We start from the raw sequence: 24721 nt of genomic DNA, 5'->3' as shown, positions 1-24721 counted from the left end.
ACTGGATCAAGCCGGCTTGCGCGCGCCCGCCACACGCCACAGCACGATGGCGGCGCACAGCCACTGAAGCGCATACATGCCGGTGCCCACGCTGTGCCAGAGTTTGAGGTTCTCGCGCGCCACGATCTTGGGCGACACGCCGTACTGCACCAGCAGGGCCAGCAACATGCCGGCGATCACAAAACCGATAGCTGTTTGCGCCCATTGCTCAAGCTTTTCAGCATGTTTTCGCTTTGAAAACACCAGCAGTAAAGCGCAACATGCTATGGAAATCCAGGTCTGCGCGGCGAACAGCTTGGCCGCCATAAAGCCCGCCAGAGCCGGCGTGGGCAGATGGGCAAACAGCATGGGCACGGCCACAAAGCCGATGGCGCTCAGGCTGCCCCACCACAGAGCCGCAAAGAAAACAGGAAAGCGTTCAAACATCATGGTGAAATTTCAGCATGGCAGAGCGCAAACCAGAGATGCCGAGCAAGAGCCGCCTCGCAGCAAGGGCATCGTCCCCTCTCCCGCAGCGCGAAGCGCCCAGAGACAGGGGAAGGCGCGCAGCGCCTCAGGGGTGATCAGATGTACTTTACGCCTACGATCTCGTAGCGACGCTCGCCGCCCGGTGCCTGCACCACGGCGGTATCGCCCTCTTCCTTGCCGATCAGGGCGCGGGCAATGGGGCTGGACACATTGATCAGTCCGTGCTTGAGATCGGCCTCGTCCTCGCCCACGATCTGGTAGGTCACGGCCGAGCCGCTGTCTTCATCTTCCAGATCCACGGTCGCGCCGAACACCACTCGACCGCCTGCATCCAGCTCGGTCGGGTCGATGACCTGCGCAGCGGACAGCTTGCCTTCGACCTCGATGATGCGGCCTTCGATGAAGCCCTGCTGCTCCTTCGCGGATTCGTATTCGGCGTTTTCGCTCAGGTCACCCTGGGCACGGGCCTCTGCAATGGCTTGAATGACCGCGGGACGATCCACCGTCTTCAGGCGTTGCAGTTCCACCTTGAGCTTTTCTGCTCCGCGCTTGGTGATTGGGATGGTGGCCATGATCAAGTCTCCAAATTCAGCAAACGCCGCGCCCAGCGCGGCACCTCTCGCACAGGCCTGAGTGACAACGTCAAACAGGGGCCTGTGCCCCAAAAGCAAACCGCCGCACGTTGCCGCGCGGCGGTTCAAATACATTACCGCAGATTATGCCGTGTTTGCTGCGGCACAAGTGCGGTAAAAACCCGGCAGCCCTTGCGGGCTGCTTCGGGCGTCAGCCTTTTCAGGCCTTGGTCAACATGGCATGCAGCTCTTGCACCGAGTGCACGTCCAGGCTGCCGCGCATGGCCTTCATGCCTTCCACGGCCGCTTCCGCGCCGAAGATGGTGGTGAAGGTGGTCACGCGTGCCAGCAGCGCGCTGGTACGGATCTGGCGCGAGTCGGCGATGGCGTTGCGGCGCTCTTCCACGGTGTTGATGACCAGGGCGATTTCGCCGTTCTTGATCATGTCCACGATGTGGGGGCGGCCCTCGGTGACCTTGTTCACGGTCTGCACCTCGATGCCGGCCTCGGCAATCGCCGTGGCCGTGCCGCGTGTGGCGCACAGGCTGTAACCCATGGCGGCCAGTTCCTTGGCCACGGCCACGGCACGGGTCTTGTCGTTGTTCTTCACCGACAGGAAGACCTTGCCTTCGGCAGGCAGGTGCACGCCGGCACCCATCTGGCTCTTCACAAAGGCTTCGCCAAAGGTCTTGCCCACGCCCATGACTTCACCGGTGGACTTCATCTCGGGGCCGAGGATGGTGTCCACACCGGGGAACTTCACGAACGGGAACACCGCTTCCTTGACGCTGAAGTAAGGCGGAGTGACTTCCTTGGTGATGCCCTGCTCGGCCAGAGTCTGGCCGGCCATGCAGCGCGCGGCCACCTTGGCCAGTTGCACGCCGGTGGCCTTGGAGACGAAAGGCACGGTGCGCGAAGCACGAGGATTCACTTCCAGCACGTAGATCACGTCCTGGCCGTCCGCTTCCTTGATGGCGAACTGCACGTTCATCAGGCCCACCACATGCAGGCCTTCGGCCATGGCTGCGGTCTGGCGCTTGATTTCAGCGACGGTTTCGGCCTTCAGGTAGTAAGGAGGCAGCGAGCAGGCAGAGTCACCGGAGTGAACACCGGCTTGCTCGATGTGCTCCATCACGCCGCCGATGTACACGGCGCCGGTCTTGTCGCGCACGCAGTCCACATCGCACTCGATGGCGTTGGACAGGAAGTGGTCCAGCAGCACGGGAGAGTCGTTGGAGACCTTCACGGCTTCGCGCATGTAGCGCTCGAGGTCGCGCTGCTCGTGCACGATTTCCATCGCACGGCCGCCCAGCACATAGGAAGGACGCACCACCAGGGGGTAACCCAGGCCGGCAGCCTTTTCCAGGGCTTCGGCTTCGGTACGCGCAGTGGCGTTGGGAGGCTGACGCAGACCCAGTTCGTTGAGCAGCTTCTGGAAGCGCTCGCGGTCTTCGGCGGCATCGATCATGTCGGGCGTGGTGCCGATGATCTTCACGCCTTCGCGCTCCAGGCCCAGGGCCAGCTTCAGAGGCGTCTGGCCGCCGTACTGCACGATCACGCCTTCAGGCTGCTCCACATCCACGATTTCCAGCACGTCTTCCAGCGTCAGGGGCTCGAAGTACAGGCGATCGGAAGTGTCGTAGTCGGTGGACACGGTTTCGGGGTTGCAGTTGACCATGATGGTTTCGTAACCATCTTCGCGCATGGCCATGGCGGCGTGCACGCAGCAATAGTCGAACTCGATGCCCTGGCCGATACGGTTCGGGCCACCGCCCAGCACCATGATCTTCTTCTTGTCCGTGGGAGCGGCTTCGCACTCTTCGTCATACGTGGAGTACATGTATGCGGTGTTGGAAGCGAACTCTGCCGCACAGGTGTCCACGCGCTTGAACACGGGACGCACCTTCAGCGCCTTGCGCGCTTCGCGCACGGCCTTGTCGCTGGTGTGCAGCAGCTTGGCCAGGCGGCGGTCTGAGAAGCCCTTTTGCTTGAGGCTGCGCAGGGTCTGTGCATCCAGAGCCGCCAGAGCGCCTTCGCCCTTTTCTTCGTACAGCTTGTCCAGCTCGAGTTCGATCTTGACGATCTCTTCGATCTGCACCAGGAACCACTTGTCGATCTTGGTGATGTTGTGCACTTCGTCCAGCGACCAGCCGGCAGCGAAAGCGTCACCCACATACCAGATGCGGTCGGGACCGGGCTCGCCCAGTTCCTTTTCCAGGATTTCGCGGTCCTGGGTCTTTTCGTTCATGCCGTCCACGCCCACTTCCAGGCCGCGCAAGGCCTTCTGGAAGGATTCCTGGAAGGTACGGCCGATGGCCATCACTTCGCCCACGGACTTCATCTGCGTGGTCAGGCGGTTGTCGGCAGCAGGGAACTTCTCGAAAGCGAAACGCGGGATCTTGGTGACCACGTAGTCGATCGAAGGCTCGAACGAAGCGGGGGTCTTGCCGCCGGTGATTTCGTTCTTGAGCTCATCCAGCGTGAAGCCCACGGCCAGCTTGGCCGCGATCTTGGCGATGGGGAAGCCCGTGGCCTTGGAAGCCAGTGCCGAGGAACGCGAGACGCGGGGGTTCATCTCGATGACGATCATGCGACCGTCCTTGGGATTCACCGAGAACTGCACGTTGGAGCCACCCGTGTCCACACCGATTTCGCGCAGAACGGCCAGAGATGCATTACGCATGATCTGGTATTCCTTGTCGGTCAGTGTCTGGGCCGGTGCCACGGTGATGGAGTCACCGGTGTGCACGCCCATGGGGTCCAGGTTTTCGATCGAGCAGACGATGATGCAGTTGTCAGCGGTGTCGCGCACCACTTCCATCTCGTACTCTTTCCAGCCCAGCAGGGATTCTTCGATCAGCAGCTCGTTGGTGGGCGAAGCCTCCAGACCGCGCTTGCAGATGGTTTCGAATTCCTCGGGGTTGTAGGCAATGCCGCCGCCGGTGCCGCCCAGCGTGAAGCTGGGGCGGATGACGGTGGGGAAGCCCATCTGCTTTTGCACGGCCCAGGCTTCGTCCATGGAGTGGGCGATGCCGGAGCGCGCGGAGCCCAGACCGATCTTGGTCATGGCGTCCTTGAACTTCAGACGGTCTTCGGCCTTGTCGATGGCTTCGGGCTTGGCGCCGATCAGCTCGACCTTGTACTTGTCCAGTACGCCGTTCTTCCACAGGTCCAGCGCGCAGTTCAGCGCGGTCTGGCCACCCATGGTGGGCAGGATGGCATCGGGACGTTCCTTGGCAATGATCTTCTCGACCGTCTGCCAGGTGATGGGCTCGATGTAGGTGACGTCGGCCGTGGCCGGGTCGGTCATGATCGTGGCGGGGTTGCTGTTGATCAGGATGACCTTGTAACCCTCTTCGCGCAGGGCCTTGCAGGCCTGCACGCCGGAGTAGTCAAACTCGCAGGCCTGACCGATCACGATGGGACCGGCGCCAATGATCAGAATGCTTTTAAGGTCGTTGCGCTTAGGCATTGTTGTGTTTCTCCATCAGCGCTGTGAAGCGGTCAAACAGATAGCCGATATCGTTGGGGCCGGGCGATGCTTCGGGGTGACCCTGGAAGCAGAAGGCAGGCACATCGGTGCGCTCCAGACCTTGCAGCGTGCCGTCAAACAGGCTGATGTGCGTGGCGCGGGCGTTGGCGGGCAGCGACTCGATTTCCACCGCAAAACCGTGGTTCTGGCTGGTGATGCTGACGCGTCCGGAGTCCAGGTCCTTCACGGGGTGGTTGGCGCCGTGATGGCTGTTCTGCATCTTGAAGGTCTTGGCGCCGGAGGCCAGAGCCATGATCTGGTGACCCAGGCAGATGCCGAACAGAGGCTTCTTGGCGGCCATGATCTCTTGCGCAGCGGCAATGGCGTAGTCGCAAGGCTCGGGGTCGCCAGGGCCGTTGGACAGGAACACGCCGTCGGGGTTCAGGGCCAGCACGTCCTTGGCAGGCGTCTGGGCAGGCACCACGGTCACGTCGCAGCCGCGCTCGGCCAGCATGCGCAGAATGTTCTTCTTCACGCCGAAGTCGTAGGCCACGACCTTGAACCTGGGCGCTTCGAGCTGGCCGTAGCCTTCGCCCAGCTCCCACTCGGTTTCAGCCCAGGGATAGGACTTGTCGGTGGTCACGACCTTGGCCAGATCCAGACCCTTCATGCTGGGTGCGGCCTTGGCTGCGGCGATGGCCTCGTCGATCCTGGCCTGGGTGACTTCTTCACCAGCGGCCAGACCCACGATTGCGCCGTTCTGCGCGCCGTGATCACGCAGCAGTCGCGTGAGCTTGCGGGTGTCGATATTGGCGATGGCGACGGTCTTACCTTCGGTCAGGTACTCGGACAGCGTCTGCGTGCTTCGGAAGTTGCTGGCCAGCAGGGGCAGGTTCTTGATGATGAGACCTGCGGCATGGATCTTGTCAGCTTCGACGTCTTCAGGATTGACACCGTAGTTGCCGATGTGCGGATACGTGAGTGTCACGATCTGCTGGCAATAGCTGGGGTCGGTGAGGATTTCCTGGTAGCCGGTCAGCGAGGTGTTGAAAACGACTTCGCCAACAGTGGTGCCTTGCGCACCAATCGAGTTGCCAATAAAGACCGTGCCGTCTGCGAGCGCCAGAATGGCGGATGGGAAATTTCCCTTGAGAGACAAAAGCACTGGGTTCTCCGGTTTTTTAATTACGGTTACGCCCAACGAAGCCCCGGCGTGTGCGCTGGGACATTTGTGTCTGCAGGGAATGGCGAGGAAGCGTCGCTAGGCGTATGAAGGAATGCTTGAAAGCCGCCCATTATAGGCTCTGTCCGCTTCACCCCTTTGAAGCGCCCCGGGATTACCCTCTACGGCGTAGCATGCTTACGCTGCTCGCATGCAGGCAGATCGCGGCCGCAGCAGCCACATTGAGTGACTCCTCACCTCCGGGCTGCGCAATGCTGATGCGGCGCTGCGCCATCTCCATCAGCGCCTCGCCCACACCCTGCCCTTCGTGACCCATGGCCCAGGCACAGGGCCAGGGCAGATCCGCCTCATGAATCAATGTCCCCTGATGGGAGCTGGTCACTACCAGGGGCACCTGCAGGGCTTTCACATCCTCGAGCGAGGCGGCCTCGACCAGATGCAGGCCGAAGTGAGCACCCATTCCTGCGCGCAACACCTTCTGACTCCACAGCGCGGCCGTGCCCTTGAGCGCCACAATCTGGGTGAAACCGAAGGCCGACGCGCTGCGCAGGATACTGCCCACGTTGCCGGCATCCTGCACGCGGTCCAGCACCACGGTGGCGATGCCGGACTGCACCTGCAATGCAGCGTCCCAGTCCATCACATAGCCCATGCGGGCGGGAGATTCCAGAGCGCTGATCTCGTCGAACAAGGCATCGGCCAGCACCACGACCTTGCTGGCGGCCTGCACCCACTCTTCGGGCGCCTGCGGCCAGAAAGACTGCGCAAAAACGGCAACTTTTGGTTTCAGACCCCGCACCAGGGCCGCACGGCAAAGATGATCGCCTTCTAGCCAGACCTGGCCCTGCTTGCGGTAGGCCGTGCTGTCCTGGGACAGGCGGCGCAGCTCCTTGACGAAAGCGTTGTCGCGCGAATGAATGTCCGTGACCTGGGGACGTGCTGCCATGTCGACCTCTGAGAAAAAACAAAAAACCCGGCATGCAAGCGCCTGGCCAGGCCTGAAACAAGAACACGACTTACGCAAAACGGGTTCAGGCAGGACGACTGCCTCAGAACGCAGGCCGTTGTGGCATTCCTGTTTGCGTAAGTCCCAAAGAAGATAGAGCGCCCAAGCCGGCCCTGCGCCCCACTCGGGAATGCAGGCCCGACCATCAGGCGCGCATCAGACGTAGAGCAAAGCCTGCGACATCTGCAGGCTGGAAGTCACCCCCGACAGCCCGGTCTCGCACAGCACGGGCTGGGCCGTGCCGCCCGCACACACCTGGCCGGCTTGCAGCACCTGGGCCACGGGTGCAAAGGAGCGCCTGTGCTCGGCCGTTGCACCATGGGCGCGCAAGGCCTGCAGATGCGCGGCCGTGCCATAGCCCTTGTGTCCAGCAAAGCCGTACTGCGGATACTGGGCATCCAGGCGCTCGCACCAGCGGTCGCGCGTAACCTTGGCCAAGATGGACGCTGCAGAAATGGCCTGCACCAGCGAGTCACCCTTGACGATGGCCTCGGCCTGCACATCAATCTGAGGCAACTGGTTGCCATCCACCAGCACCAGCACGGGCTTGAGGCGCAAGCCCATCACTGCGCGGCGCATGGCCAGCAGCGTGGCCTTGAGGATGTTGATCTCGTCGATTTCCTGCACCGAGGCCTGCGCTATGCAAAAGCACAGCGCCTTGGCGCGGATCTCGTCGTAGAGCACCTCGCGGCGGTTCGCCGTGAGCTTCTTGGAATCGTTCAGCCCGGCAATGGGCTTCATGTCGTCCAGAATAACGGCGGCCGCCACCACCGGGCCGGCCAGCGGGCCGCGCCCTGCCTCATCCACCCCGGCAACCAGCCCGGGCGGATGCCAGGGCAGGCAGCCTTGCTCAAGCAGCGGGGGTGGCAATGATTTTTTGGATCGCATGGGCAGCCAGTTCGGCGGTGTCGCGGCGCAGTTCGTGATGTAGCGCGGTGAAGCGCTCAACCAGCGCTTCAATGGTGGCAGGAGAATCCTGGCTGGCTCTGAGCCAGCCCAGCGCGGCCTGGGCCAGTGCCTCGGGCGTTGCCGCATCCTGCAGCAGCTCGGGCACGACGAAGTCGCCGCACAGAATATTGGGCAGCCCCACCCAGGGCTGCAGTTGCTTGCGCTTCATGAGGCGCCAGCTCCAGGGGTGCATGCTGTAGCTGATGACCATGGGGCGCTTGTAGAGCGCGGCCTCCAGCGTGGCGGTGCCGCTGGCAATCAGCGTGCAGTCGCAGGCAGCCAGCACATCGTGGGACTGGCCCTTGACGATGATGCATTGCTCCTGCATGCCTGCCTCTGCGGCGATGCGCTGCACCTCTTCGTACAGGGAAGGCACGGCCGGCACCACGATCCGAGTCTGCGGCAATGCCTTGCGGACCAGTGCTGCCGCCTTGAAAAAGCCTGAGGCGATATAGCGCACCTCGGAGCGGCGGCTGCCGGGCAGCAAGGCCAGCACCAGACCCTCTTCGGCCAGGCCCAGGCGCGCACGCGCAGCCGCCCTGTCGGGATGCAAGGGAATCACCTGCGCCAGCGGATGGCCGACGTAGGTGGCCTCGATGCCATGCTGGGCCAGCAGTTCGGGCTCGAACGGAAAGATGCACAGCACATGGTCGGCCGCGCGGCGGATTTTTTCCACGCGATCGGCGCGCCAGGCCCAGATCGAGGGGCAGACAAAATGCACGGTCTTGATACCCGCTTCGCGCAAGCTGGTTTCCAGCCCCAGGTTGAAGTCGGGCGCATCCACGCCCACAAAGACCGAGGGCGGATGCGCAATCAGACGCTGACGCAGCTTTTTGCGGATACCAAGCAGCTCGGCCACGCGGGCCAGCACTTCCCAGCTATAGCCGTGCACGGCCAGACGCTCGGACTGCCACCAGGCATCAAAGCCTCGCTCCTGCATTCCGTCGCCGCCGATCCCCATGGAGCTTGCATCGGGCCAGCGCTGACGCAGACCGTCCAGCAACAGCGAAGCCAGCAGATCGCCCGAGGCCTCGCCCGCCACCATGGCGATGCAGGGCGCTACGGAATCTGCAGCAGCTTGCGCTTGCTTGTTAGGCATTTCAGAGCTATTCACGACTCAAATCCAGATGGAGACAGCGCAAGCTGCTATCAACGTGTGATGCCACTGGTGGCCGATGCCAGAAAGGACTGCATGAAGTCCACATCCTGCACGGCTTCGGGCGTTGCCGACTTGATCGCATCCATGGCCGCAATGGCCTGCTCCAGCGTCAGGCCCTGGCGGTACAGCAGCTTGTGCATCTCACGCACCGCGGCAATACGCGCATCCGAGAAACCGCGTCGCTTGAGACCAATCAGATTCACGCTGCGCGCGGCCAGCGGATTGCCGTCCACCGTCATGAAGGGGGGCACATCCTTGTTCACATGGGCCTGAAAGCCCACCATGGCGTGCGCGCCGATGCGCATGCGTTGCAGCACGCCGGTCAGCCCGCCGATGGTCACCCAGTCACCGACATGCACATGGCCTGCCAGCGTGGTGTTGTTGGCCAGCGTGGTCTGGTTGCCGATGACGCAGTCATGCGCGATGTGCACATAGGCCATGATCCAGTTGTCATTGCCGATGGTGGTCTCGCCGCGGTCCTGCGTGGTGCCCGTGTTGAAGGTACAGAACTCGCGCACCGTGTTGCGGTCGCCCATCACCAGCCGCGTGGGCTCGCCCGCGTACTTCTTGTCCTGGGGCTGCGCACCCAGCGATGCGAACTGGAAGATGTGGTTGTCTTCACCAATCGTGGTGTCGCCCTCGATCACGCAATGCGCGCCCACCTTGCTGCCGGCGCCAATGCGCACCCTGGGGCCGATGACGGCATACGGCCCCACCGACACCGAGGTGTCGAGCTGGGCCGCGGGGTCCACCAGGGCGGTGGGATGAATCAAGCTCACAGCCGCCATCAATGCTTATCCCACGTGGCGCATGGTGCACATCAGCTGGGCTTCGGCAGCCACTTCGCCATCCACACTGGCAACGGCGTTGAACTTCCAGATGCCGCCGCGCACGCGGTCGATGGTGATCTCCAGGGCCAGTTGGTCTCCCGGCACCACGGGGCGCTTGAAGCGCGCCGAGTCGATACCCACGAAGTAGTAGATATTGTTTTCGTCGGGCACCTGACCCATCGCATCGAAAGCCAGCAGGCCGGCAGCCTGGGCCAGAGCTTCAAGAATCAGCACGCCGGGCATGACGGGACGACCGGGGAAGTGCCCGGTGAAGAACGGCTCGTTGAAGGTGACGTTCTTGATCGCCTTGATGCGTGTGTTGCGCTCAAGCTCCAGCACCCGGTCCACCAGAAGAAAGGGATAGCGGTGAGGCAGTTGCTTGAGAATTTCTTGAATATCCATCATCAATTTCCGTTGTTGCTTTGCCGGCCCTCAGCCAGCGCTTGTTCAAGCTTCTTGACCCGCTCCCGGAGCGTGTACAACTGCCTGAAGGTTGCAGCGTTCTTTTCCCATTGCTCGTTTTCTTGCAACGGAAAGATGCCTGTATAAAAACCTGCCTTGGGCAAGGAGCGAGTGACCATGGAGGTCGGCGAAATCACCGTACCGTCCGCAATCGTCAAATGCCCCAGGATATTGGCCGCGCCACCGATCTGGCAGTGCCTGCCAATGCGCGCACTGCCCGCAATACCGGTATTGCCGGCAATCACCGTATGCGCGCCAATATGAACATTGTGGGCAATCTGCACGAGATTATCGATCTTGACACCGTCTTCGATGATGGTGTCGTCGAGTGCCCCACGATCCACGCAGGTGTTGGCGCCGATTTCCACGTCGTTGCCGATGCGCACGGCTCCCAGCTGCTCGATCTTCTCCCATCGTCCGGCCGATGGCGCAAAGCCGAAACCGTCGGCTCCGATGACCACGCCCGGATGCACGATGCAGCGCTCGCCCACCACACAGCCCTGGCCTATGGTGACGCGCGACTTCAGTACCGTATCGGCACCGATGACGGCGCCCGCCTCCACCACGCACTGCGGCCCCACATAGGCGCTGGCATGCACCTGGGCCGTGGCATCCACCACGGCACTGGCATGAATGCCGCTGGGCCTGCCGCCTTGCTGATGCGCCTTCCACCACTGGGTGGCACGCGCGAAATAGGCATAGGGATCGGCCGTGACAATGCAGGCACCGCGCTGCGCCGCTTCATCGCGCAGCGCCGGCGCCACAATGACACAGGCCGCCTGTGAGGCGGCCAGTTGCTGGCGATAGCGGGGATTGCTTAAAAAGCTCAGATCACCGTGACCCGCAGAGTCCAGCGGCGAGATGCGCGAGATGGTCATCTCGCGCTCGCCGCCGATCAGTTCTCCACCGAGCGCATCGAGAATCTGTCCCAATAGAACGCTCACAAAAGTATCCCTGAGGTTACTTTGCGCCGTTCAGGGCCTTGATGACCTTGTCGGTGATATCGAACTTGGGGTTGATATACACGGCCTCCTGCAGGATGACGTCGTACTTTTCAGCCTCGGCCACTTGCTTGACAACCTTGTTGGCACGGTCGAGCACCGTGGCCAGCTCTTCGTTCTTGCGGGCGTTCAGATCTTCCTGGAATTCGCGGCGCTTGCGCTGGAATTCACGGTCCTGATCCACCAGCTGACGCTGGCGCGAAGCGCGCTGGCTCTCAGACATGGTGGTTGCTTCACGCTCGAACTTGTCCGAAGCAGTCTTCAAGGAATTGCCCTGATCGACCAAATCCTTTTCACGCTTAGAAAACTCCTGCTCAAGCTTGGCTTGGGCAGCCTTGGCAGCGGATGCCTCACGGAAGATGCGATCCGTGTTCACAAAACCTGCCTTGAATTCCTGTGCATGCGCAGAGACGGCCATGGCGCCAAGCAGCACAGCCAGAGAAAGATGGCTAGAGAGAGATTTCATTAGAAAGATGTTCCGATTTGGAATTGCAGTTTCTGGATTCTATCGCCGGTTTCCTTACGGATTGGCTGAGCATACGCCAAACGCAGAGGCCCCAGCGGCGAAATCCAGCTGATACCGATACCGGTGGAAGCACGCAGGGTCCCCAGATCCATGCTTTCACCTTCCGCCCACACATTACCCACGTCCACGAAGCCGAACAGACGCAGGGTTCTGTCGTTGCCCGCTCCGGGGAATGGAACCATGAATTCGCCGTTCAAGGTCAGCTTGCGGGTACCGCCCAGGGCCAGATTGGTGTTCACGGAATCGTGCTTGCCCAGAGAGCCTTGCTCGAAGCCGCGCACCGAGCCCAGACCGCCCGAGTAGAAGTTCTTGAAGATGGGATAGGGATTGCCGCCCAGGCCCTTGCCCCAGCCCAGCTCGCCGTTCAAGGCGATCGTGTACTTCTTGTTCAGCGGGATATATTGCTGAATCTGGTAGTTGGCCTTCGCATAGCGCATATCGCTCATGAACGAGGCTTCCAGATTCACGCGCTGATAGCGGCCGGCATTCGGAGCCAGTGCGCTGTCACGATTATCGCGAGACCAGCCCAGCGTCAGGGGAATACCGGTCTTGGAGCAGCCGACATTCGCACCGACAGCGCCGCCGCAATATTCGTTGTAGACCTCGGGCATATAGGTGCCCGGCTTGATTTCATTGCCTTCGACACCGGCACCGAAGAAGATGGTGTCCACTTCGCTGAAGGGCACGCCGAAACGCACGCTGGCACCCTTGGTGATGATCTTGTAGGCGCCATCGTCGTAGTAGGGACGGATGGTGCGGTAGTACAGGTCATAGGTGCGCGAAATACCCGTATCCGTGAAATAGGGATTCGTGGTCGACACCACCATGGTGCGGTTGTACTTGCTGGTGTTGATGTCCAGGCCCAGATAGTTGCCCGAGCCGAAAACGTTTTCCTGCTTGATACCGAAGGACAGCGAGACCTTTTCGGCGCTGGAAAAACCGGCACCCAGCTGGATCGAGCCCGTGGGCTTTTCCACCACGTTGATCATCAGATCAACTTGGTCGGGAGAACCCGGCACTTCCTGGGTTTCGATTTCAACCTGGGTGAAGAAGCCCAGACGGTCGACGCGGTCGCGCGACAGCTTGATCTTCTGGCCGTCATACCAGGAGGCTTCGAACTGGCGGAACTCGCGGCGAATCACTTCGTCGCGGGTCTTGTTGTTGCCGCTGACGCTGATGCGACGGATATAGGCACGGCGCGAAGGCTGGGCCTGCAGCACCAGGGACACACGGTTGTTCGCGCGATCGATGTCGGGCACCGCTTCCACCTTGGCGAAAGCAAAACCGAAATTGCTGTAATAGTCGGTAAAAGCCTTGATGGTCTCGGAAACCTGATCGGCGTTATAGGGCTCGCCGGGCTTGATCTTGACCAGCGACTTGAACTCGTCGTCGCGGTCCAGGTAGTTGCCTTCAAGCTTCACGCCCGAGACCACATACTGGTTGCCTTCGTGAATGTTCACGGTCAGGCCGATGCTCTGCTTGTCGGGAGAAATGGCGACCTGCGTGGACTCCACGCGGAACTCCAGATAGCCGCGCTGCAGATAGTAGGAGCGCAGCGACTCCAGATCGGCATTGAGCTTGTTGCGCGCGTAGCGGTCGGACTTGGTATACCAGCTCATCCAGTTGCCAGTGTCCTGGTCGAACAGGTCCTTGAGCGTGGATTCCTTGAAGGCCTTGTTACCCACAATGTGGATTTCGTTGATCTTCGCGGGCTCGCCTTCCGAGACGGTGAAGGTCAGGTTCACACGGTTGCGCTCGATAGGCGTCACCGTGGTCACAACCTCCGCGCCGTACAGGCTGCGGTTGATGTACTGGCGCTTGAGCTCCTGCTCAGCACGGTCGGCCAAGGCCTTGTCGAAGGGGCGGCCGTCGGCCAGACCCACATCGCGCATGGCCTTGAGCAAGGTGTCCTTGTCGAACTCCTTGGTGCCGGCAAAGTTCACCTCGGCAATGGTGGGACGCTCTTCCACGACCACCACCAGCACATTGCCATTGGCCTCCAGACGCACGTCCTTGAACAGGCCCAGTGCAAACAGCGAACGGATGGCCGCTGCGCCCTTCTCGTCGTTGTAGTCATCACCCACGCGCAAAGGCATGGAAGCGAACACCGTACCGGGCTCCACTCGCTGCAAACCCTCGACGCGGATATCTTGAACCTTGAAGGGCTCCAGCGCCCATGCCGCTTGCGCAGCTAAAACCATAGCAGCCAGGGCAGTTGCAGAGCGCACGCCCAAGCGATTGAAATGTTTTTTCATGAGTGGAAATCGCCGCGAATGCGGCCTACCGTAGCGATAAAAATTAGCCCCAGAGCCGGTTGATATCGTTGAAAAAGGCGACTGACATCATCAGCAGTATGACTGCGATGCCTGCACGCTGCAGTCTTTCAGCCCAGACATCAGAGACACTACGTCCCGTCAGACCTTCCCAAAGATAATACATCAGGTGCCCACCGTCCAGAACGGGCAATGGTAGCAGGTTGAGAACGCCCAGGCTGATGCTGATCAAGGCGAGAAACGACAGGTATTGCACCAGCCCCATGCTGGCGGACTTGCCCGCGTAATCGGCGATCGTCAGAGGGCCGCTGATATTTTTGAGCGAGGCCTGGCCGATCAGCATGCGCCCCATCATGCGCAGCGTCATTGAGGACAGCTCCCAGGTCTTGTGCACACCGGCACTCAGGCCATCGAGAAAGCCGCGGCGCACCAGCACCATTTCCGGCTGGCTGCCGATAAAGGCATTCACGCGTGCCGCAGGCGCCTGACCATCCTTGCTAGGTACTATTTCCGGCTGCACCTGCAGATTCAGACGCTGGCCCGCGCGCTCCACCACCCATGCCTGAGGCTGCACCTGACCAGACTGCCCCGAGGCGCGAATCAGGGCACGCGCCTGCGCGCCATCCTGGACTGCCTGAGCATTGATGCTGAGCAGCACATCGCTTTTTTGCAGGCCCGCCTTGTCTGCAGGGCCGCCTGCGACAATCTCGTCAATGACCGCACGGCTCCAGGCCCCCTGCAGCCCTACCTTGTCAAAGAAAGCTGCATCTGGTTCCTTTTGTTGCAAAGAAGCGAGATCCAGTGGCACGATGCGCGCCGCGCCATGTGCCTGGTCAGCCACTTCCAGCTTGAGGGACTCGCCTTCAATGGCCGCCGTCGTCACCAGCCAGCGCAAATCACCCAGGGCACGCACAGGCTGCCACTCCTGGCCTCCCACGGAGGCACGCTGCACCCAGTCGCCACTTTGAATACCGGCTTGCTGCAGCAAGCTGCCAGCCGCAGGCGCGGCAAGCCGGGCTGCAGGCTCGTTCGCTCCCACCCAGTTGACCACGGTCAGCAGCGCCACGGCCAGCACCAGATTGGCTGCCGGCCCCGCCGCAACAATGGCTGCGCGTGAACGCAGAGGCTGGTTGTTGAAGGCCAGATGCTTTTCCTCGGGCCTGACCGTGCCCTCGCGCTCGTCAAGCATGCGCACATAGCCGCCCAGAGGCAGCGCCGCGATCACATACTCAGTGCCCGACTTCTTGCCGACCCAGCGCAACAACGGCTTGCCAAAGCCCACTGAGTAACGCAGCACCTTGACACCGCAGGCCACGGCAACGCGATAGTGGCCCCACTCATGCACCGCAATCAGAACGCCGAGCGCCACGATGAAAGCCACAACTGTCAGCAACACCTGAAACTCCTTTTTGCCAATCGATGCTTGGAGTGTGCGCCAGGCCGCAAGTTCAACCGCCCTGCAAGCATCCGCACTTCGCGCCCGTTCAGCGCGCCCACTGGCCGGCTATGGCGGCCGCGCTCTCGCGTGCTCGCGCATCGAGCGCCATCAGGTCTTCAAGACTGCTCACGGAGCCCGGTTGCACCGATTCCAGCGTCTGCAGGTTGACGGCATGAATGCGGTCAAACGACAGGCGACGCTCCAGAAAGGCGGCAACCGCCACTTCGTTTGCGGCGTTGAGCACCGTGGTCGTACCTTCGGGCGCGCGCAGCGCCTGCCAGGACAGATGCAGGCCGGGAAAGCGATGCGCATCCGCCTCCTCGAAGGTCAGTGCCGCCAGCTTGGCAAAATCCAGCACCGGCGCGCCGCTCTCGATGCGCTCGGGCCAGGCCAGACCGCAGGCAATCGGCACCCGCATATCGGGCGTTCCCAGCTGAGCGAGCACCGACGAATCCTTGAACTGCACCATGGAGTGCACGATCTGCTGCGGATGAATCACCACCTTGATCTTCTCGGGCGCCATATCGAACAGCCAGCGCGCCTCGATCACCTCCAGCGCCTTGTTCATCATGGTGGCGGAGTCAACCGAGATCTTGCGCCCCATGGAAAAGTTGGGATGCGAGCAGGCCTGCTCGGGAGTGATTTCAGACAGTGTCGCCGGGTCGCGTTGGCGGAACGGACCGCCCGAGGCCGTCAGCAGCAAGGAGTCGACACGCTCGGCCCAGGTGCTGCTGTCTTCGGGCAGGCACTGGAAGATGGCGGAGTGCTCGCTATCGATGGGCAGCAATGTGGCGCCATGACGCTTGACGGTGTCCATGAACAGCGCACCGCCCACCACCAGGGCTTCCTTGTTGGCCAGGAGCAGGCGCTTGCCCGCTCTGGCCGCTGCCAGACAGGGGGCCAGTCCGGCCGCACCGACAATCGCCCCCATGACCGCATCGACATCAGGATGAGACGCTATCACTTCAAGAGCATTACGCTCTTGAAGGACCTGCGTCTGAAGTCCATGCGACTTGATCTTCTCAGCCAGCTGCTGTGCATGGGGCGCACTGGCCATCACGGCGAACTGCGGCTTGAACTGCGCGCATTGACTGAGCATCAGATCCACTTGCGTGGCTGCACTCAGCGCGAAGATTTCGTATTGATCAGGGTGGCGCGCCACCACATCCAGGGTATTGGTTCCGATGGAACCGGTAGAACCCAGAACCGTGATTTTCTGCTTCATGGATGCACAAAGGATGAGAGCATCATCGCCAACGGCAGTGTGGGCAGGAGGGCATCAATGCGATCCAGGACACCACCATGGCCGGGCAGCAAGCCGCTGCTGTCCTTGACACCGACGCTGCGCTTGATGAGGGATTCGACGAGGTCGCCCACCACACTCATCGCAGCCATAAACACCGCAGCCAGCAACAGGAACCAGAGCCCTCGTGACTGCAGCACCGAATAGAAACTTGGAACACTGGCGCCGTAGTGGCGATCTGCCCAGCTCCAGACCAGAGCCAGAACAACCACACCCAGCATGCCGCCCCAGACACCTTCCCAGCTCTTGCCAGGACTGATGGAAGGAGCCAGCTTGTTCCTGGTGAACTTCAGGCCGAAAGTGCGACCTGCAAAATAGGCAAAGACATCGGCCACCCAGACCAGCACCAGGACCGAGAGCAGGAAGTTGATGCCGATATTGCGCGCCTGCACCACAGCCAGCCAGGCCAGCCACAATGCCAGCACGCCGCCAACCAGCCTGACTGCAGCCGGAATATGCGGCCAGCCAGTAACACCAGCACGCAGCAGCAGCACGCCCCCCAGCACCCAGAGGCAACCCGCAATCAGCCACACCATGGACAGAGGCTGGTCAACCCAGCCGGCCCACCAGGAGCCCGCGCATAGAGCCGTACAGATAGCCCCCAGACCCAGCGAGCCTGCCTGCCCGAAGCCGTTGAGACGCCCCCACTCCCAGGCACCAGCCGCCATGAACAACAGCATCAGTGCCGAAAAAGGCACGGTGCTGGCCGTATAAAACAATGCAGGCAGCAAAATGGCCAGCAAAATCAAGGCGGTGATGACGCGCTGCTTGAGCATGGCACCTCTTATGGTTATGCCGTCAGGGTGACGGCAGATGATGGTTGAATCTGCTCTGAAGTCTGGCCGAAACGGCGCTCCCGGCCACCAAACACGGCAATGGCCTCGTCAAGAGCGGCCTCGTCGAAATCAGGCCACAGGGCATTGCTGAAGAACAGCTCGGTGTAGGCAGCCTGCCAAAGCAGAAAATTGCTGATGCGGGTTTCGCCGCCGGTGCGGATCATCAGGTCAGGATCCGGCACATGCGCCAGGGCCATGGCCTTGTCGAGATTCTCCGGGCTCAGCTCCAGACCCTGGGCCACCAGCTTCTGCGCTGCTTGCGCGATATCCCAGCGGCCACCGTAGTTGAAGCAGACATTGAGAACCAGGCGCGTGTTGTGCGCAGTGATGCGCTCGGCCTCGGCCAGGCCCTCACGGACCTTGTCACTCAGACCTTGACGGTCTCCGACAAAGTACAGGCGCACGCCGTCGCGGCTGAGTTGCGCAACTTCCTTGGCCAGGGCATTGGCCAGCAGGCTCATGAGGCCTGAGACCTCTTCCTGAGGCCTGCTCCAGTTCTCGGAGGAAAACGCAAATACCGTGAGCACCTGCACGCCACGCTCGACGCAGGCACGAGCGCAGCGGCGCAGGGACTCCACGCCCTGCTTGTGACCTGCAAGACGTGGAAGCAGACGGCGCTTGGCCCACCGCCCGTTGCCGTCCATGATGACGGCGATATGGCGCGGAACCGCGCCGGTTTTCTTGGATGTCAAAAGTGCAGGTCCTTCGGGAAGACTCAGACCGCCATGATGTCCTGTTCCTTGGCCGACACCAGCGCGTCGACCTCGGCAATGTGCTTGTCGGTGATCTTCTGGATTTCGGCTTCGGAGCGCTTCTGATCGTCTTCAGAGGCCTCTTTGTCCTTGACCAGCTTCTTCACGCTTTCATTGGCATCGCGGCGCAGGTTGCGGATGGCAATCTTGCCGTTCTCACCTTCGTTGCGGGCGAGCTTGGTCATTTCCTTGCGGCGCTCTTCGCTCATGGGAGGCATGGGCACGCGGATCAGGTCACCCATGGAGGCAGGGTTCAGACCCAGATCGCTTTCGCGAATGGCCTTTTCCACCTTGGCAGCCATGCTCTTTTCCCAGGGCTGCACGCTGATGGTGCGGGAGTCCAGCAGGGACACATTGGCCACCTGGGACAGGGGCACCATGGAGCCGTAGTACTCGACGTGAATGGCGTCCAGCAGTGCGGGGTTGGCACGACCGGTGCGCACGCGCGCCAGGTTGTTCTTCAGAGCCTCGATGGACTGGCCCATCTTGGTTTCGGTGTTCTTTTTGATTTCAGCGATCGTCATGTTCTTGTTCCTTTGCGAGCATTGGGCGGCAAAACGCTCAAGCGTACACCAGAGTGCCTTCGTCTTCACCCATGACCACGCGCTTGAGTGCGCCGGGCTTGACGATGGAGAACACGCGGATCGGCAGCTTCTGGTCGCGGCACAGCGCGAAAGCCGTGGCATCCATGATGCCCAGGTTACGCGAGATGGCTTCATCGAAAGCCAGCTTGTCGTAGCGTGTGGCCGAGGGATCCTTGACCGGGTCGGCCGTGTAAACGCCGTCCACCTTGGTGGCCTTGAGCACGACTTCGGCACCGATTTCGGCACCGCGCAGCGCAGCTGCGGTGTCGGTGGTGAAGAAGGGGTTGCCGGTACCGGCAGCGAACACCACAACCTTGCCCTCTTCGAGGTACTGCAGCGCCTTGGGGCGCACATAGGGCTCCACCACCTGCTCGATACCGATGGCCGACATCACGCGCGCCGTCAGGCCCTGCTTGTCCATGGCATCAGCCAGGGCCAGGGCATTCATCACCGTGGCCAGCATGCCCATATAGTCGGCAGTCGCACGATCCATGCCGACCGAGCCACCTGCCACGCCGCGGAAGATATTGCCGCCGCCGATCACCACGGCAACCTGCACACCCACCTTGGTCACTTCCACGATCTCGGCAACCATGCGCTCAATGGTTGCACGGTTGATGCCGAACTGGTCATCTCCCATTAACGCCTCCCCCGACAGCTTGAGCAAGATGCGCTTGTGGGCTGGAATGGCGTTGGACATGGTGTTTCTCCGGTGGAAGTTGAATAAGTATGAAAACGGGAGGGGAATAAATCAATCGCGGCTCTAGGCCGCGATTGTTGCTAAGGCTTAGGTTTAAGCACCAGCCTTGGCTGCTGCCACCTGGGCAGCCACTTCAGCGGCGAAGTCATCGGTCTTCTTCTCGATGCCTTCACCCACGACAAACATCGTGAACGCCTTCACATTGGTGTTGGCTGCCTTGAGCATCTGGGCCACGGTTTGCTTGCCGTCGGCAGCCTTCACGAAGACCTGGTCGGCCAGGGACACTTCCTTCAGGTACTTCTGAACGGAACCTTCCACCATCTTGGCGACGATGTCGGCGGGCTTGCCGGATTCGGCAGCCTTGCCTTCGGCCACTGCGCGTTCCTTGGCGATCAGCTCGGCAGGCACGTCAGCGGAAGTCAGGGCCACGGGCTTCATGGCAGCCACATGCATGGCCACGTCCTTGGCAGCAGCAGCGTCGCCGTCGAACTCGACCACCACGCCGATGCGGGTGCCGTGCACGTAGGCAGCCAGGCCAGCGCCGTTGAAAGCCTTGAAGCGACGGAAAGACATGTTCTCGCCGATCTTGCCGATCAGGCCCTTGCGCACATCTTCCAGAGTGGGGCCGTAGCCGTCTTGTTCGTAGGCCAGGGCGCCCAGGGCATCCAGGTCAGCGGGGTTGTGCTCGGCGACCAGCTTGGCAGCGGCGTTGGCCATGGCCAGGAAGCTGTCGTTCTTGGACACGAAGTCGGTTTCGCTGTTCACTTCGATCAGGCCGCCCTTGCCGCCTTCGATGAAAGCAGCCACAACGCCTTCAGCAGTCACGCGGGAAGCGGCCTTGCCAGCCTTGGTACCCAGCTTGACGCGCAGCAGCTCTTCAGCCTTGGCCATATCGCCATCAGCTTCGGTCAGAGCCTTCTTGCATTCCATCATGGGAGCGTCGGTCTTGGCGCGCAGTTCGGCGACCATGCTTGCAGTAATTGCCATCGTATTTCTCCAGTATCAGTTCGATTCGTTACAGGATTCCGGCTAAAAAAACGGGGCTACCTAGAGCCCCGCTTTTTCTCGCGATGCGGTCGCGCAGCCGGACTTCGCTTAGGCGGCGGATTCTTCCACTTCCACGAACTCGTCGCCGTTCTCACCGGCAGCAGCCTTCACCACGTCGTTCAGACGGGCTTCGCGGCCTTCCAGGATAGCGTCGGCGATGCCTTGGGCGTACAGCTGCACGGCCTTGGCGGAGTCATCGTTACCAGGGATCACGTAGTCGATGCCATCGGGGTTGTGGTTGGTGTCAACCACGCCGATCAGAGGAATGCCCAGCTTCTTGGCTTCAGCGATAGCGATCTTGTGGAAGCCCACGTCGATCACGAAAATGGCGTCGGGCAGACCGTTCATGTCCTGAATGCCGCCGATGTCCTTTTCCAGCTTTTCCAGTTCGCGAACGAACATCAGCTGTTCCTTCTTGGACATGGATTCCAGACCAGCTTCTTGCTGAGCCTTCATGTCCTTCAGACGCTTGATGGAGGTCTTGACGGTCTTGAAGTTGGTCAGCATGCCGCCCAGCCAGCGCTGGTCGACGAAGGGCACGCCAGCGCGCTTGGCTTCTTCGGCCACCAGTTCACGGGCTTGACGCTTTGTACCCACCATCAGGATGGTGCCGCCGTTAGCAGTCAGCTGCTTGGCGAACTTCTGGGCTTCCTGGAACATCGGCAGGGACTTTTCCAGGTTGATGATGTGGATCTTGTTACGGGCGCCGAAGATGAACGGAGCCATCTTGGGATTCCAGAAACGAGTTTGGTGACCGAAGTGGACGCCGGCTTCCAGCATCTCGCGCATTGTTACTGCCATGTTAATTACCTCAAAGGTTGGGTCTAAAATCCGGCCCAACGATTGCAGCCGCCTTGAAAAAGCGATCGCAACACCTTGGATAGGCCGGTTTGCTATTTGCCTTGCCGACTTGAAAGCAGGTGCTGCAAGGCGCAAAAACGCCATCGCATCAACCACTTTCAGAGCTTTTCAAGTCAATCCTCACGGACCAACCCTTAGCAAAGCCGCAAAATTTTAGCACATCGCCATGCAACTCGACCTCAGTCACCTCACTCTCGAGATCCGCGAAGGCCGCCAAAGCGCCGCAAGCCTCATGCAAATGAGCATTGCTGCCGCGCAAAGTCCCTTGTGCGCCAACGTTTTCAGTCAGACCTTTTTTGACGAGGCACGCTGGGCCGCCGCAGAAACACCGACGACTGCGCCCCTGGCCGGCCTGGCCATCTCGGTCAAGGATTTGTTTGACACCCAAGGCGCGCGCAGTGCCGCCAGCTCCCTGGTGCTGCAGGATGCGCCTGTCGCCCAGGCAGACGCCACGGCCGTCGCCCGCCTGCGCGCGGCAGGTGCAGCCATCATCGGCCGCACCCATATGGTCGAGTTCGCTTTTTCCGGCGTGGGTGTGAACCCGCATTTCGGCACCCCTGCCGCGCTGGATGCCCGCCACCCCGCCAACCCTCAGCTGGCCCCCACATGGCCGGCCCGCATTCCGGGCGGCTCCTCGTCAGGAGCGGCCGTTTCCGTCGCCAGCGGCGCCGCCTGGGCAGCTCTGGGCTCGGACACCGGGGGCTCCATCCGCATTCCCGCTGCACTCAATGGACTGGTGGGCTTCAAAAGCACGGCCAGGCTGGTGCCCACCGAAGGAACCGTGCCACTCTCGCCCACACTGGACACCGCCTGCGCCATTACCCGCAGCGTGCGCGATGCCGTGCTGCTGCACGAGATTCTGGCCGAGCGCAAAGTCGCCAAGGACGAACGCAGCCTGAGCCAGTGGCGTCTGGCAGTGCCGCGCCCCCTGTTCTTCGAACAGATCGAACCCGCCGTGCGCAGTGCCTTCGAACGCAGCATCGCCAAGCTGCAGGCAGGCGGCGCGCAGATCGAATGGATTGACCTGCCCGAGCTGGAAGAGCTGGACGGCATCAACGTCATCGGCGGCTTCTCGCCCACCGAAAGCTATGCCTGGCACCGGCAATATCTGCAGGATCCAGCAAAAGCCGCGCTCTACGATCCCCGGGTGCGCTCGCGCATAGAGCGCGGCGCGAGCATGAGCGCCGCCGACTATCTGGATCTGCTGGCCGCGCGCAAGCGCTGGATTACCAGGATGGAGAGCGCCATTGCCGGCTACGACGCCCTGCTCTCGCCGACCACGCCGATCACCGCCCCCACCATTGCATCCGTCGCCCCGGCCAACGGCTTCGATGCTGCGGCTGACCTCAGACATGACGAAGAATTCTTCCGCGTCAACGGCCTGCTGCTGCGCAATACCAGCGTGGTCAATATGCTGGATGGCTGCGCGCTGTCACTGCCGTGCCACAACCCGAACGAGCTCCCCATGGGCCTGATGATCTGGCATGCCGCCCTGCATGACGACGCCATACTGAATATCAGCGCGGGCATAGAGGCAGCGCTCAATCGCGTCTGACTTTCATTTTTGTAGCTACAACCGCTTATGGTCATTGGCCTACATGGCAAAAATCATCAAAACCCACAAATGCGCGGCCTGAGGCTATCCTCGGACCATGCTGCGCATTTCTCCAACCGACACCCCACCCGCTCCCATGGCCGCCGGCCAGGGCTGGCCGCTATTCAGCACTGCCGCCACGCGCCAGATTGAGCGGGATTGCGCCAGACGCCTGCCCCCCCACCAACTGATGGAGCGTGCCGGCCTTGCAATCGCAAAACTGGCGCTGGCAATAGCCCCGCACGCACAACGCATCTGGATCGCCTGCGGTCCGGGCAACAACGGCGGCGACGGCTTTGAGGCGGCAGCACAGCTCAAAGCCATGCTGCCCCACGCGCAAATCACGGTCAGCGAAGTGCGCACGCCTGCCGAGCTGCCATCCGACGCACAGATATCCCGGGACAAGGCCAGGCAGGCCGGCGTGCAGTGGCTACATGACGCCCCCGTCGATCTGGGATCGCAGGACCTGTGCATCGATGCACTGCTGGGCATAGGACTGAGCCCGCGCCCCTTGGACAAGGCCTCGGCTGCGGAGCTGCGCTTGCTGCAACTGCTGGCCCAGGTTCGGCAGTGCGCCTGCAGCGTACTCTGTGTCGACCTTGCCTCCGGCCTCGATGCCGATACCGGCCAGTATCTGAGGGAGTTCGCGCCCGGCCATATCGCCGCCAGGCAAGCGCGCCACACGCTTGCCTTGCTGACCCTGCAGCCCGGCCTGTTCACCGGCCAGGGCCGCGATGCCTGCGGACAGATCTGGTGGGACGACCTGGGCTGCGGCATTGCCGGCACTCCCGGCACGACCAACCCCGCTGCAGCGCGGCCCACGGCGCATCTGAACACCCGCTCCTCTGCTTCCTCGAGTGCACGCCCGCACGACAGTCACAAAGGCAGTTTTGGCGATGTAGCCGTGCTCGGCGGCGAAGGCCTGGGCTTGCGCGGCCTGTCGATGACGGGCGCGGCCTGGCTGGCGGCACTGGCCGCACTGCACGCCGGAGCCGGCCGCGTCATGCTGGCCTTGCTGGACGAAGCACTGGCGCAAGGCATTGCCCCTTGGCCGGAAATCATGCTGCGACGGCCTGCAGCCCAGGACTGGGGCCAGGCCACCGTGGTCTGCGGCTGCGGTGGCGGCGAAGCCGTGCAGGCTTGGCTGCCCCACATATTGAGCCAGGCGCCACAGCTGGTGCTCGATGCCGATGCCCTCAACGCCGTTGCCGCCAGTCCCACGCTGGCACAGCAGTTGAGCCAGCGCGCCGCGCGCCAGCACGGCACGGTTCTGACACCCCACCCGCTGGAAGCCGCACGCCTTCTGGAGACCAGTACAACCCAAGTGCAAGCCGACCGCCTGCAGTCCTGCCTGCAACTGGCCCGAAAATTTCAGTGCACGGTGCTGCTCAAGGGCTCGGGCACGGTTGTTGCCAACCCACGGCAGCAAGTCTGGATCAATGCCAGCGGCAATGCCCGCCTGGCCACGGGCGGCACAGGCGATGTGCTGGCCGGGCTGATCGCCGCGCTATGGGCACAGGATCGCAGTGCCGATATGGCTGCCATAGAAGGGGCCTTCCGCCACGGCCAGCTCGCAGATCGCTGGCCCGCAGACCGCCCGTTCAGCGCCAGTGCCCTGGCCATGCGCCTGGGCGAGCAGTAAGCAGCGCAAGAAAAAAGGCCTTACCGGTATCCGGCGAGGCCTTGTTTGCTTTGCAAGCCAGCAA

At 61.8% G+C, this 24721-nt stretch carries 22 protein-coding genes; 2 read left to right on the top strand and 20 right to left on the bottom strand.

The genetic code is table 11. The features are described 5' to 3' along the window. Positions 1-6: 6 nt before the first annotated feature. The 20 genes from DJFAAGMI_RS20335 to rpsB form a co-directional block, all read right to left on the bottom strand. Positions 7-426 carry a DUF4149 domain-containing protein gene (locus tag DJFAAGMI_RS20335; RefSeq protein ID WP_211458813.1) on the bottom strand — a complete coding sequence of 140 codons (420 nt, stop codon included), beginning with the start codon at positions 424-426 and terminating at the stop codon, positions 7-9. 137 nt (positions 427-563) lie between these two features. Continuing rightward, entirely contained in the window at positions 564-1040 is a 477-nt protein-coding gene (greA, locus tag DJFAAGMI_RS20330; protein WP_003053437.1) for a transcription elongation factor GreA, read from the bottom strand. 220 nt (positions 1041-1260) lie between these two features. After that, the gene (carB, locus tag DJFAAGMI_RS20325) at positions 1261-4512 is read right to left on the bottom strand and encodes a carbamoyl-phosphate synthase large subunit (RefSeq protein WP_003053436.1); all 3252 of its coding nucleotides are present in this window, start codon (positions 4510-4512) and stop codon (positions 1261-1263) included. Then, positions 4505-5677, bottom strand: coding sequence for a glutamine-hydrolyzing carbamoyl-phosphate synthase small subunit (gene carA / locus DJFAAGMI_RS20320; protein ID WP_211458695.1), 1173 nt, complete (start codon positions 5675-5677; stop codon positions 4505-4507). Before carA ends, carB begins: the two co-directional genes overlap by 8 nt. A gap of 172 nt (positions 5678-5849) precedes the next feature. Next, on the bottom strand, positions 5850-6641 hold the full coding sequence (locus DJFAAGMI_RS20315; RefSeq protein WP_211458693.1) for a TrmH family RNA methyltransferase: 792 nt from the start codon (positions 6639-6641) through the stop codon (positions 5850-5852). Positions 6642-6857: 216 nt separating this feature from the next. Further along, positions 6858-7589 (bottom strand): ribonuclease HII, encoded by a 732-nt coding sequence (gene rnhB / locus DJFAAGMI_RS20310; RefSeq protein WP_167003313.1) that lies wholly within the window; start codon positions 7587-7589, stop codon positions 6858-6860. After that, positions 7552-8748, bottom strand: coding sequence for a lipid-A-disaccharide synthase (gene lpxB / locus DJFAAGMI_RS20305; protein WP_211458809.1), 1197 nt, complete (start codon positions 8746-8748; stop codon positions 7552-7554). Before lpxB ends, rnhB begins: the two co-directional genes overlap by 38 nt. A 50-nt stretch (positions 8749-8798) precedes the next feature. Next, entirely contained in the window at positions 8799-9587 is a 789-nt protein-coding gene (lpxA, locus tag DJFAAGMI_RS20300; RefSeq protein WP_211458691.1) for an acyl-ACP--UDP-N-acetylglucosamine O-acyltransferase, read from the bottom strand. 15 nt (positions 9588-9602) lie between these two features. After that, positions 9603-10043 (bottom strand): 3-hydroxyacyl-ACP dehydratase FabZ, encoded by a 441-nt coding sequence (gene fabZ / locus DJFAAGMI_RS20295; RefSeq protein ID WP_003053425.1) that lies wholly within the window; start codon positions 10041-10043, stop codon positions 9603-9605. After that, entirely contained in the window at positions 10043-11044 is a 1002-nt protein-coding gene (lpxD, locus tag DJFAAGMI_RS20290; protein WP_211458690.1) for a UDP-3-O-(3-hydroxymyristoyl)glucosamine N-acyltransferase, read from the bottom strand. Before lpxD ends, fabZ begins: the two co-directional genes overlap by 1 nt. Before the next feature lie 16 nt (positions 11045-11060). Beyond that, positions 11061-11567, bottom strand: a complete 507-nt coding sequence (locus DJFAAGMI_RS20285; RefSeq protein WP_003053423.1) for an OmpH/Skp family outer membrane protein — start codon at positions 11565-11567, stop codon at positions 11061-11063. Then, positions 11567-13882: an outer membrane protein assembly factor BamA gene (bamA, locus tag DJFAAGMI_RS20280; RefSeq protein ID WP_211458689.1), complete on the bottom strand. Its 2316-nt coding sequence runs from the start codon at positions 13880-13882 to the stop codon at positions 11567-11569. Before bamA ends, DJFAAGMI_RS20285 begins: the two co-directional genes overlap by 1 nt. A gap of 43 nt (positions 13883-13925) precedes the next feature. Beyond that, positions 13926-15296, bottom strand: coding sequence for an RIP metalloprotease RseP (rseP, locus tag DJFAAGMI_RS20275; RefSeq protein WP_211458688.1), 1371 nt, complete (start codon positions 15294-15296; stop codon positions 13926-13928). Positions 15297-15384: 88 nt separating this feature from the next. Further along, positions 15385-16563, bottom strand: coding sequence for a 1-deoxy-D-xylulose-5-phosphate reductoisomerase (ispC, locus tag DJFAAGMI_RS20270; RefSeq protein WP_211458687.1), 1179 nt, complete (start codon positions 16561-16563; stop codon positions 15385-15387). Beyond that, a complete protein-coding gene (locus DJFAAGMI_RS20265; protein WP_211458686.1) occupies positions 16560-17417 on the bottom strand; it encodes a phosphatidate cytidylyltransferase in 858 nt (285 codons plus the stop codon). Before DJFAAGMI_RS20265 ends, ispC begins: the two co-directional genes overlap by 4 nt. A gap of 14 nt (positions 17418-17431) precedes the next feature. Beyond that, entirely contained in the window at positions 17432-18169 is a 738-nt protein-coding gene (gene uppS / locus DJFAAGMI_RS20260; RefSeq protein ID WP_043009319.1) for a polyprenyl diphosphate synthase, read from the bottom strand. A 23-nt stretch (positions 18170-18192) separates the two neighbouring features. After that, a complete protein-coding gene (gene frr, locus DJFAAGMI_RS20255; RefSeq protein WP_211458685.1) occupies positions 18193-18753 on the bottom strand; it encodes a ribosome recycling factor in 561 nt (186 codons plus the stop codon). A 37-nt stretch (positions 18754-18790) separates the two neighbouring features. Beyond that, positions 18791-19513 carry a UMP kinase gene (gene pyrH, locus DJFAAGMI_RS20250; RefSeq protein ID WP_003053409.1) on the bottom strand — a complete coding sequence of 241 codons (723 nt, stop codon included), beginning with the start codon at positions 19511-19513 and terminating at the stop codon, positions 18791-18793. Between the two features lie 93 nt (positions 19514-19606). Next, positions 19607-20500, bottom strand: a complete 894-nt coding sequence (tsf, locus tag DJFAAGMI_RS20245) for a translation elongation factor Ts (RefSeq protein WP_003053404.1) — start codon at positions 20498-20500, stop codon at positions 19607-19609. Between the two features lie 108 nt (positions 20501-20608). Beyond that, complete coding sequence (rpsB, locus tag DJFAAGMI_RS20240) at positions 20609-21361, bottom strand: 30S ribosomal protein S2 (protein ID WP_003067383.1); 753 nt, start codon at positions 21359-21361, stop codon at positions 20609-20611. A gap of 226 nt (positions 21362-21587) precedes the next feature. On the opposite strand from rpsB, the gene DJFAAGMI_RS20235 reads away from it, so the two are divergent. Both DJFAAGMI_RS20235 and DJFAAGMI_RS20230 read left to right on the top strand, forming a co-directional pair. Then, complete coding sequence (locus DJFAAGMI_RS20235; RefSeq protein WP_211458683.1) at positions 21588-22976, top strand: amidase; 1389 nt, start codon at positions 21588-21590, stop codon at positions 22974-22976. Positions 22977-23073: 97 nt separating this feature from the next. Further along, a complete protein-coding gene (locus tag DJFAAGMI_RS20230; RefSeq protein WP_211458681.1) occupies positions 23074-24657 on the top strand; it encodes an NAD(P)H-hydrate dehydratase in 1584 nt (527 codons plus the stop codon). Positions 24658-24721: the final 64 nt, after the last annotated feature.

Source organism: Comamonas brasiliensis, assembly GCF_018292285.1.
Taxonomy (GTDB): domain Bacteria; phylum Pseudomonadota; class Gammaproteobacteria; order Burkholderiales; family Burkholderiaceae_C; genus Comamonas; species Comamonas brasiliensis.
The sequence above is the reverse complement of the archived record's forward strand: the minus strand, read 5'-3'. Positions and strand labels throughout refer to the sequence as shown.

Bases quoted from the DNA above. Each gene is read 5' to 3' on its own strand.
- tsf (WP_003053404.1), bottom strand. From the start codon at position 20,500: ATGGCAATTACTGCAAGCATGGTCGCCGAACTGCGCGCCAAGACCGAC.
- lpxB (WP_211458809.1), bottom strand. From the start codon at position 8,748: ATGCCTAACAAGCAAGCGCAAGCTGCTGCAGATTCCGTAGCGCCCTGC.
- DJFAAGMI_RS20335 (WP_211458813.1), bottom strand. From the start codon at position 426: ATGTTTGAACGCTTTCCTGTTTTCTTTGCGGCTCTGTGGTGGGGCAGC.
- DJFAAGMI_RS20265 (WP_211458686.1), bottom strand. From the start codon at position 17,417: ATGCTCAAGCAGCGCGTCATCACCGCCTTGATTTTGCTGGCCATTTTG.
- pyrH (WP_003053409.1), bottom strand. From the start codon at position 19,513: ATGTCCAACGCCATTCCAGCCCACAAGCGCATCTTGCTCAAGCTGTCG.
- frr (WP_211458685.1), bottom strand. From the start codon at position 18,753: ATGACGATCGCTGAAATCAAAAAGAACACCGAAACCAAGATGGGCCAG.
- rnhB (WP_167003313.1), bottom strand. From the start codon at position 7,589: ATGCGATCCAAAAAATCATTGCCACCCCCGCTGCTTGAGCAAGGCTGC.
- greA (WP_003053437.1), bottom strand. From the start codon at position 1,040: ATGGCCACCATCCCAATCACCAAGCGCGGAGCAGAAAAGCTCAAGGTG.
- DJFAAGMI_RS20230 (WP_211458681.1), top strand. From the start codon at position 23,074: ATGCTGCGCATTTCTCCAACCGACACCCCACCCGCTCCCATGGCCGCC.
- bamA (WP_211458689.1), bottom strand. From the start codon at position 13,882: ATGAAAAAACATTTCAATCGCTTGGGCGTGCGCTCTGCAACTGCCCTG.
- DJFAAGMI_RS20235 (WP_211458683.1), top strand. From the start codon at position 21,588: ATGCAACTCGACCTCAGTCACCTCACTCTCGAGATCCGCGAAGGCCGC.
- fabZ (WP_003053425.1), bottom strand. From the start codon at position 10,043: ATGATGGATATTCAAGAAATTCTCAAGCAACTGCCTCACCGCTATCCC.
- ispC (WP_211458687.1), bottom strand. From the start codon at position 16,563: ATGAAGCAGAAAATCACGGTTCTGGGTTCTACCGGTTCCATCGGAACC.
- DJFAAGMI_RS20285 (WP_003053423.1), bottom strand. From the start codon at position 11,567: ATGAAATCTCTCTCTAGCCATCTTTCTCTGGCTGTGCTGCTTGGCGCC.
- DJFAAGMI_RS20315 (WP_211458693.1), bottom strand. From the start codon at position 6,641: ATGGCAGCACGTCCCCAGGTCACGGACATTCATTCGCGCGACAACGCT.
- carB (WP_003053436.1), bottom strand. From the start codon at position 4,512: ATGCCTAAGCGCAACGACCTTAAAAGCATTCTGATCATTGGCGCCGGT.
- rpsB (WP_003067383.1), bottom strand. From the start codon at position 21,361: ATGGCAGTAACAATGCGCGAGATGCTGGAAGCCGGCGTCCACTTCGGT.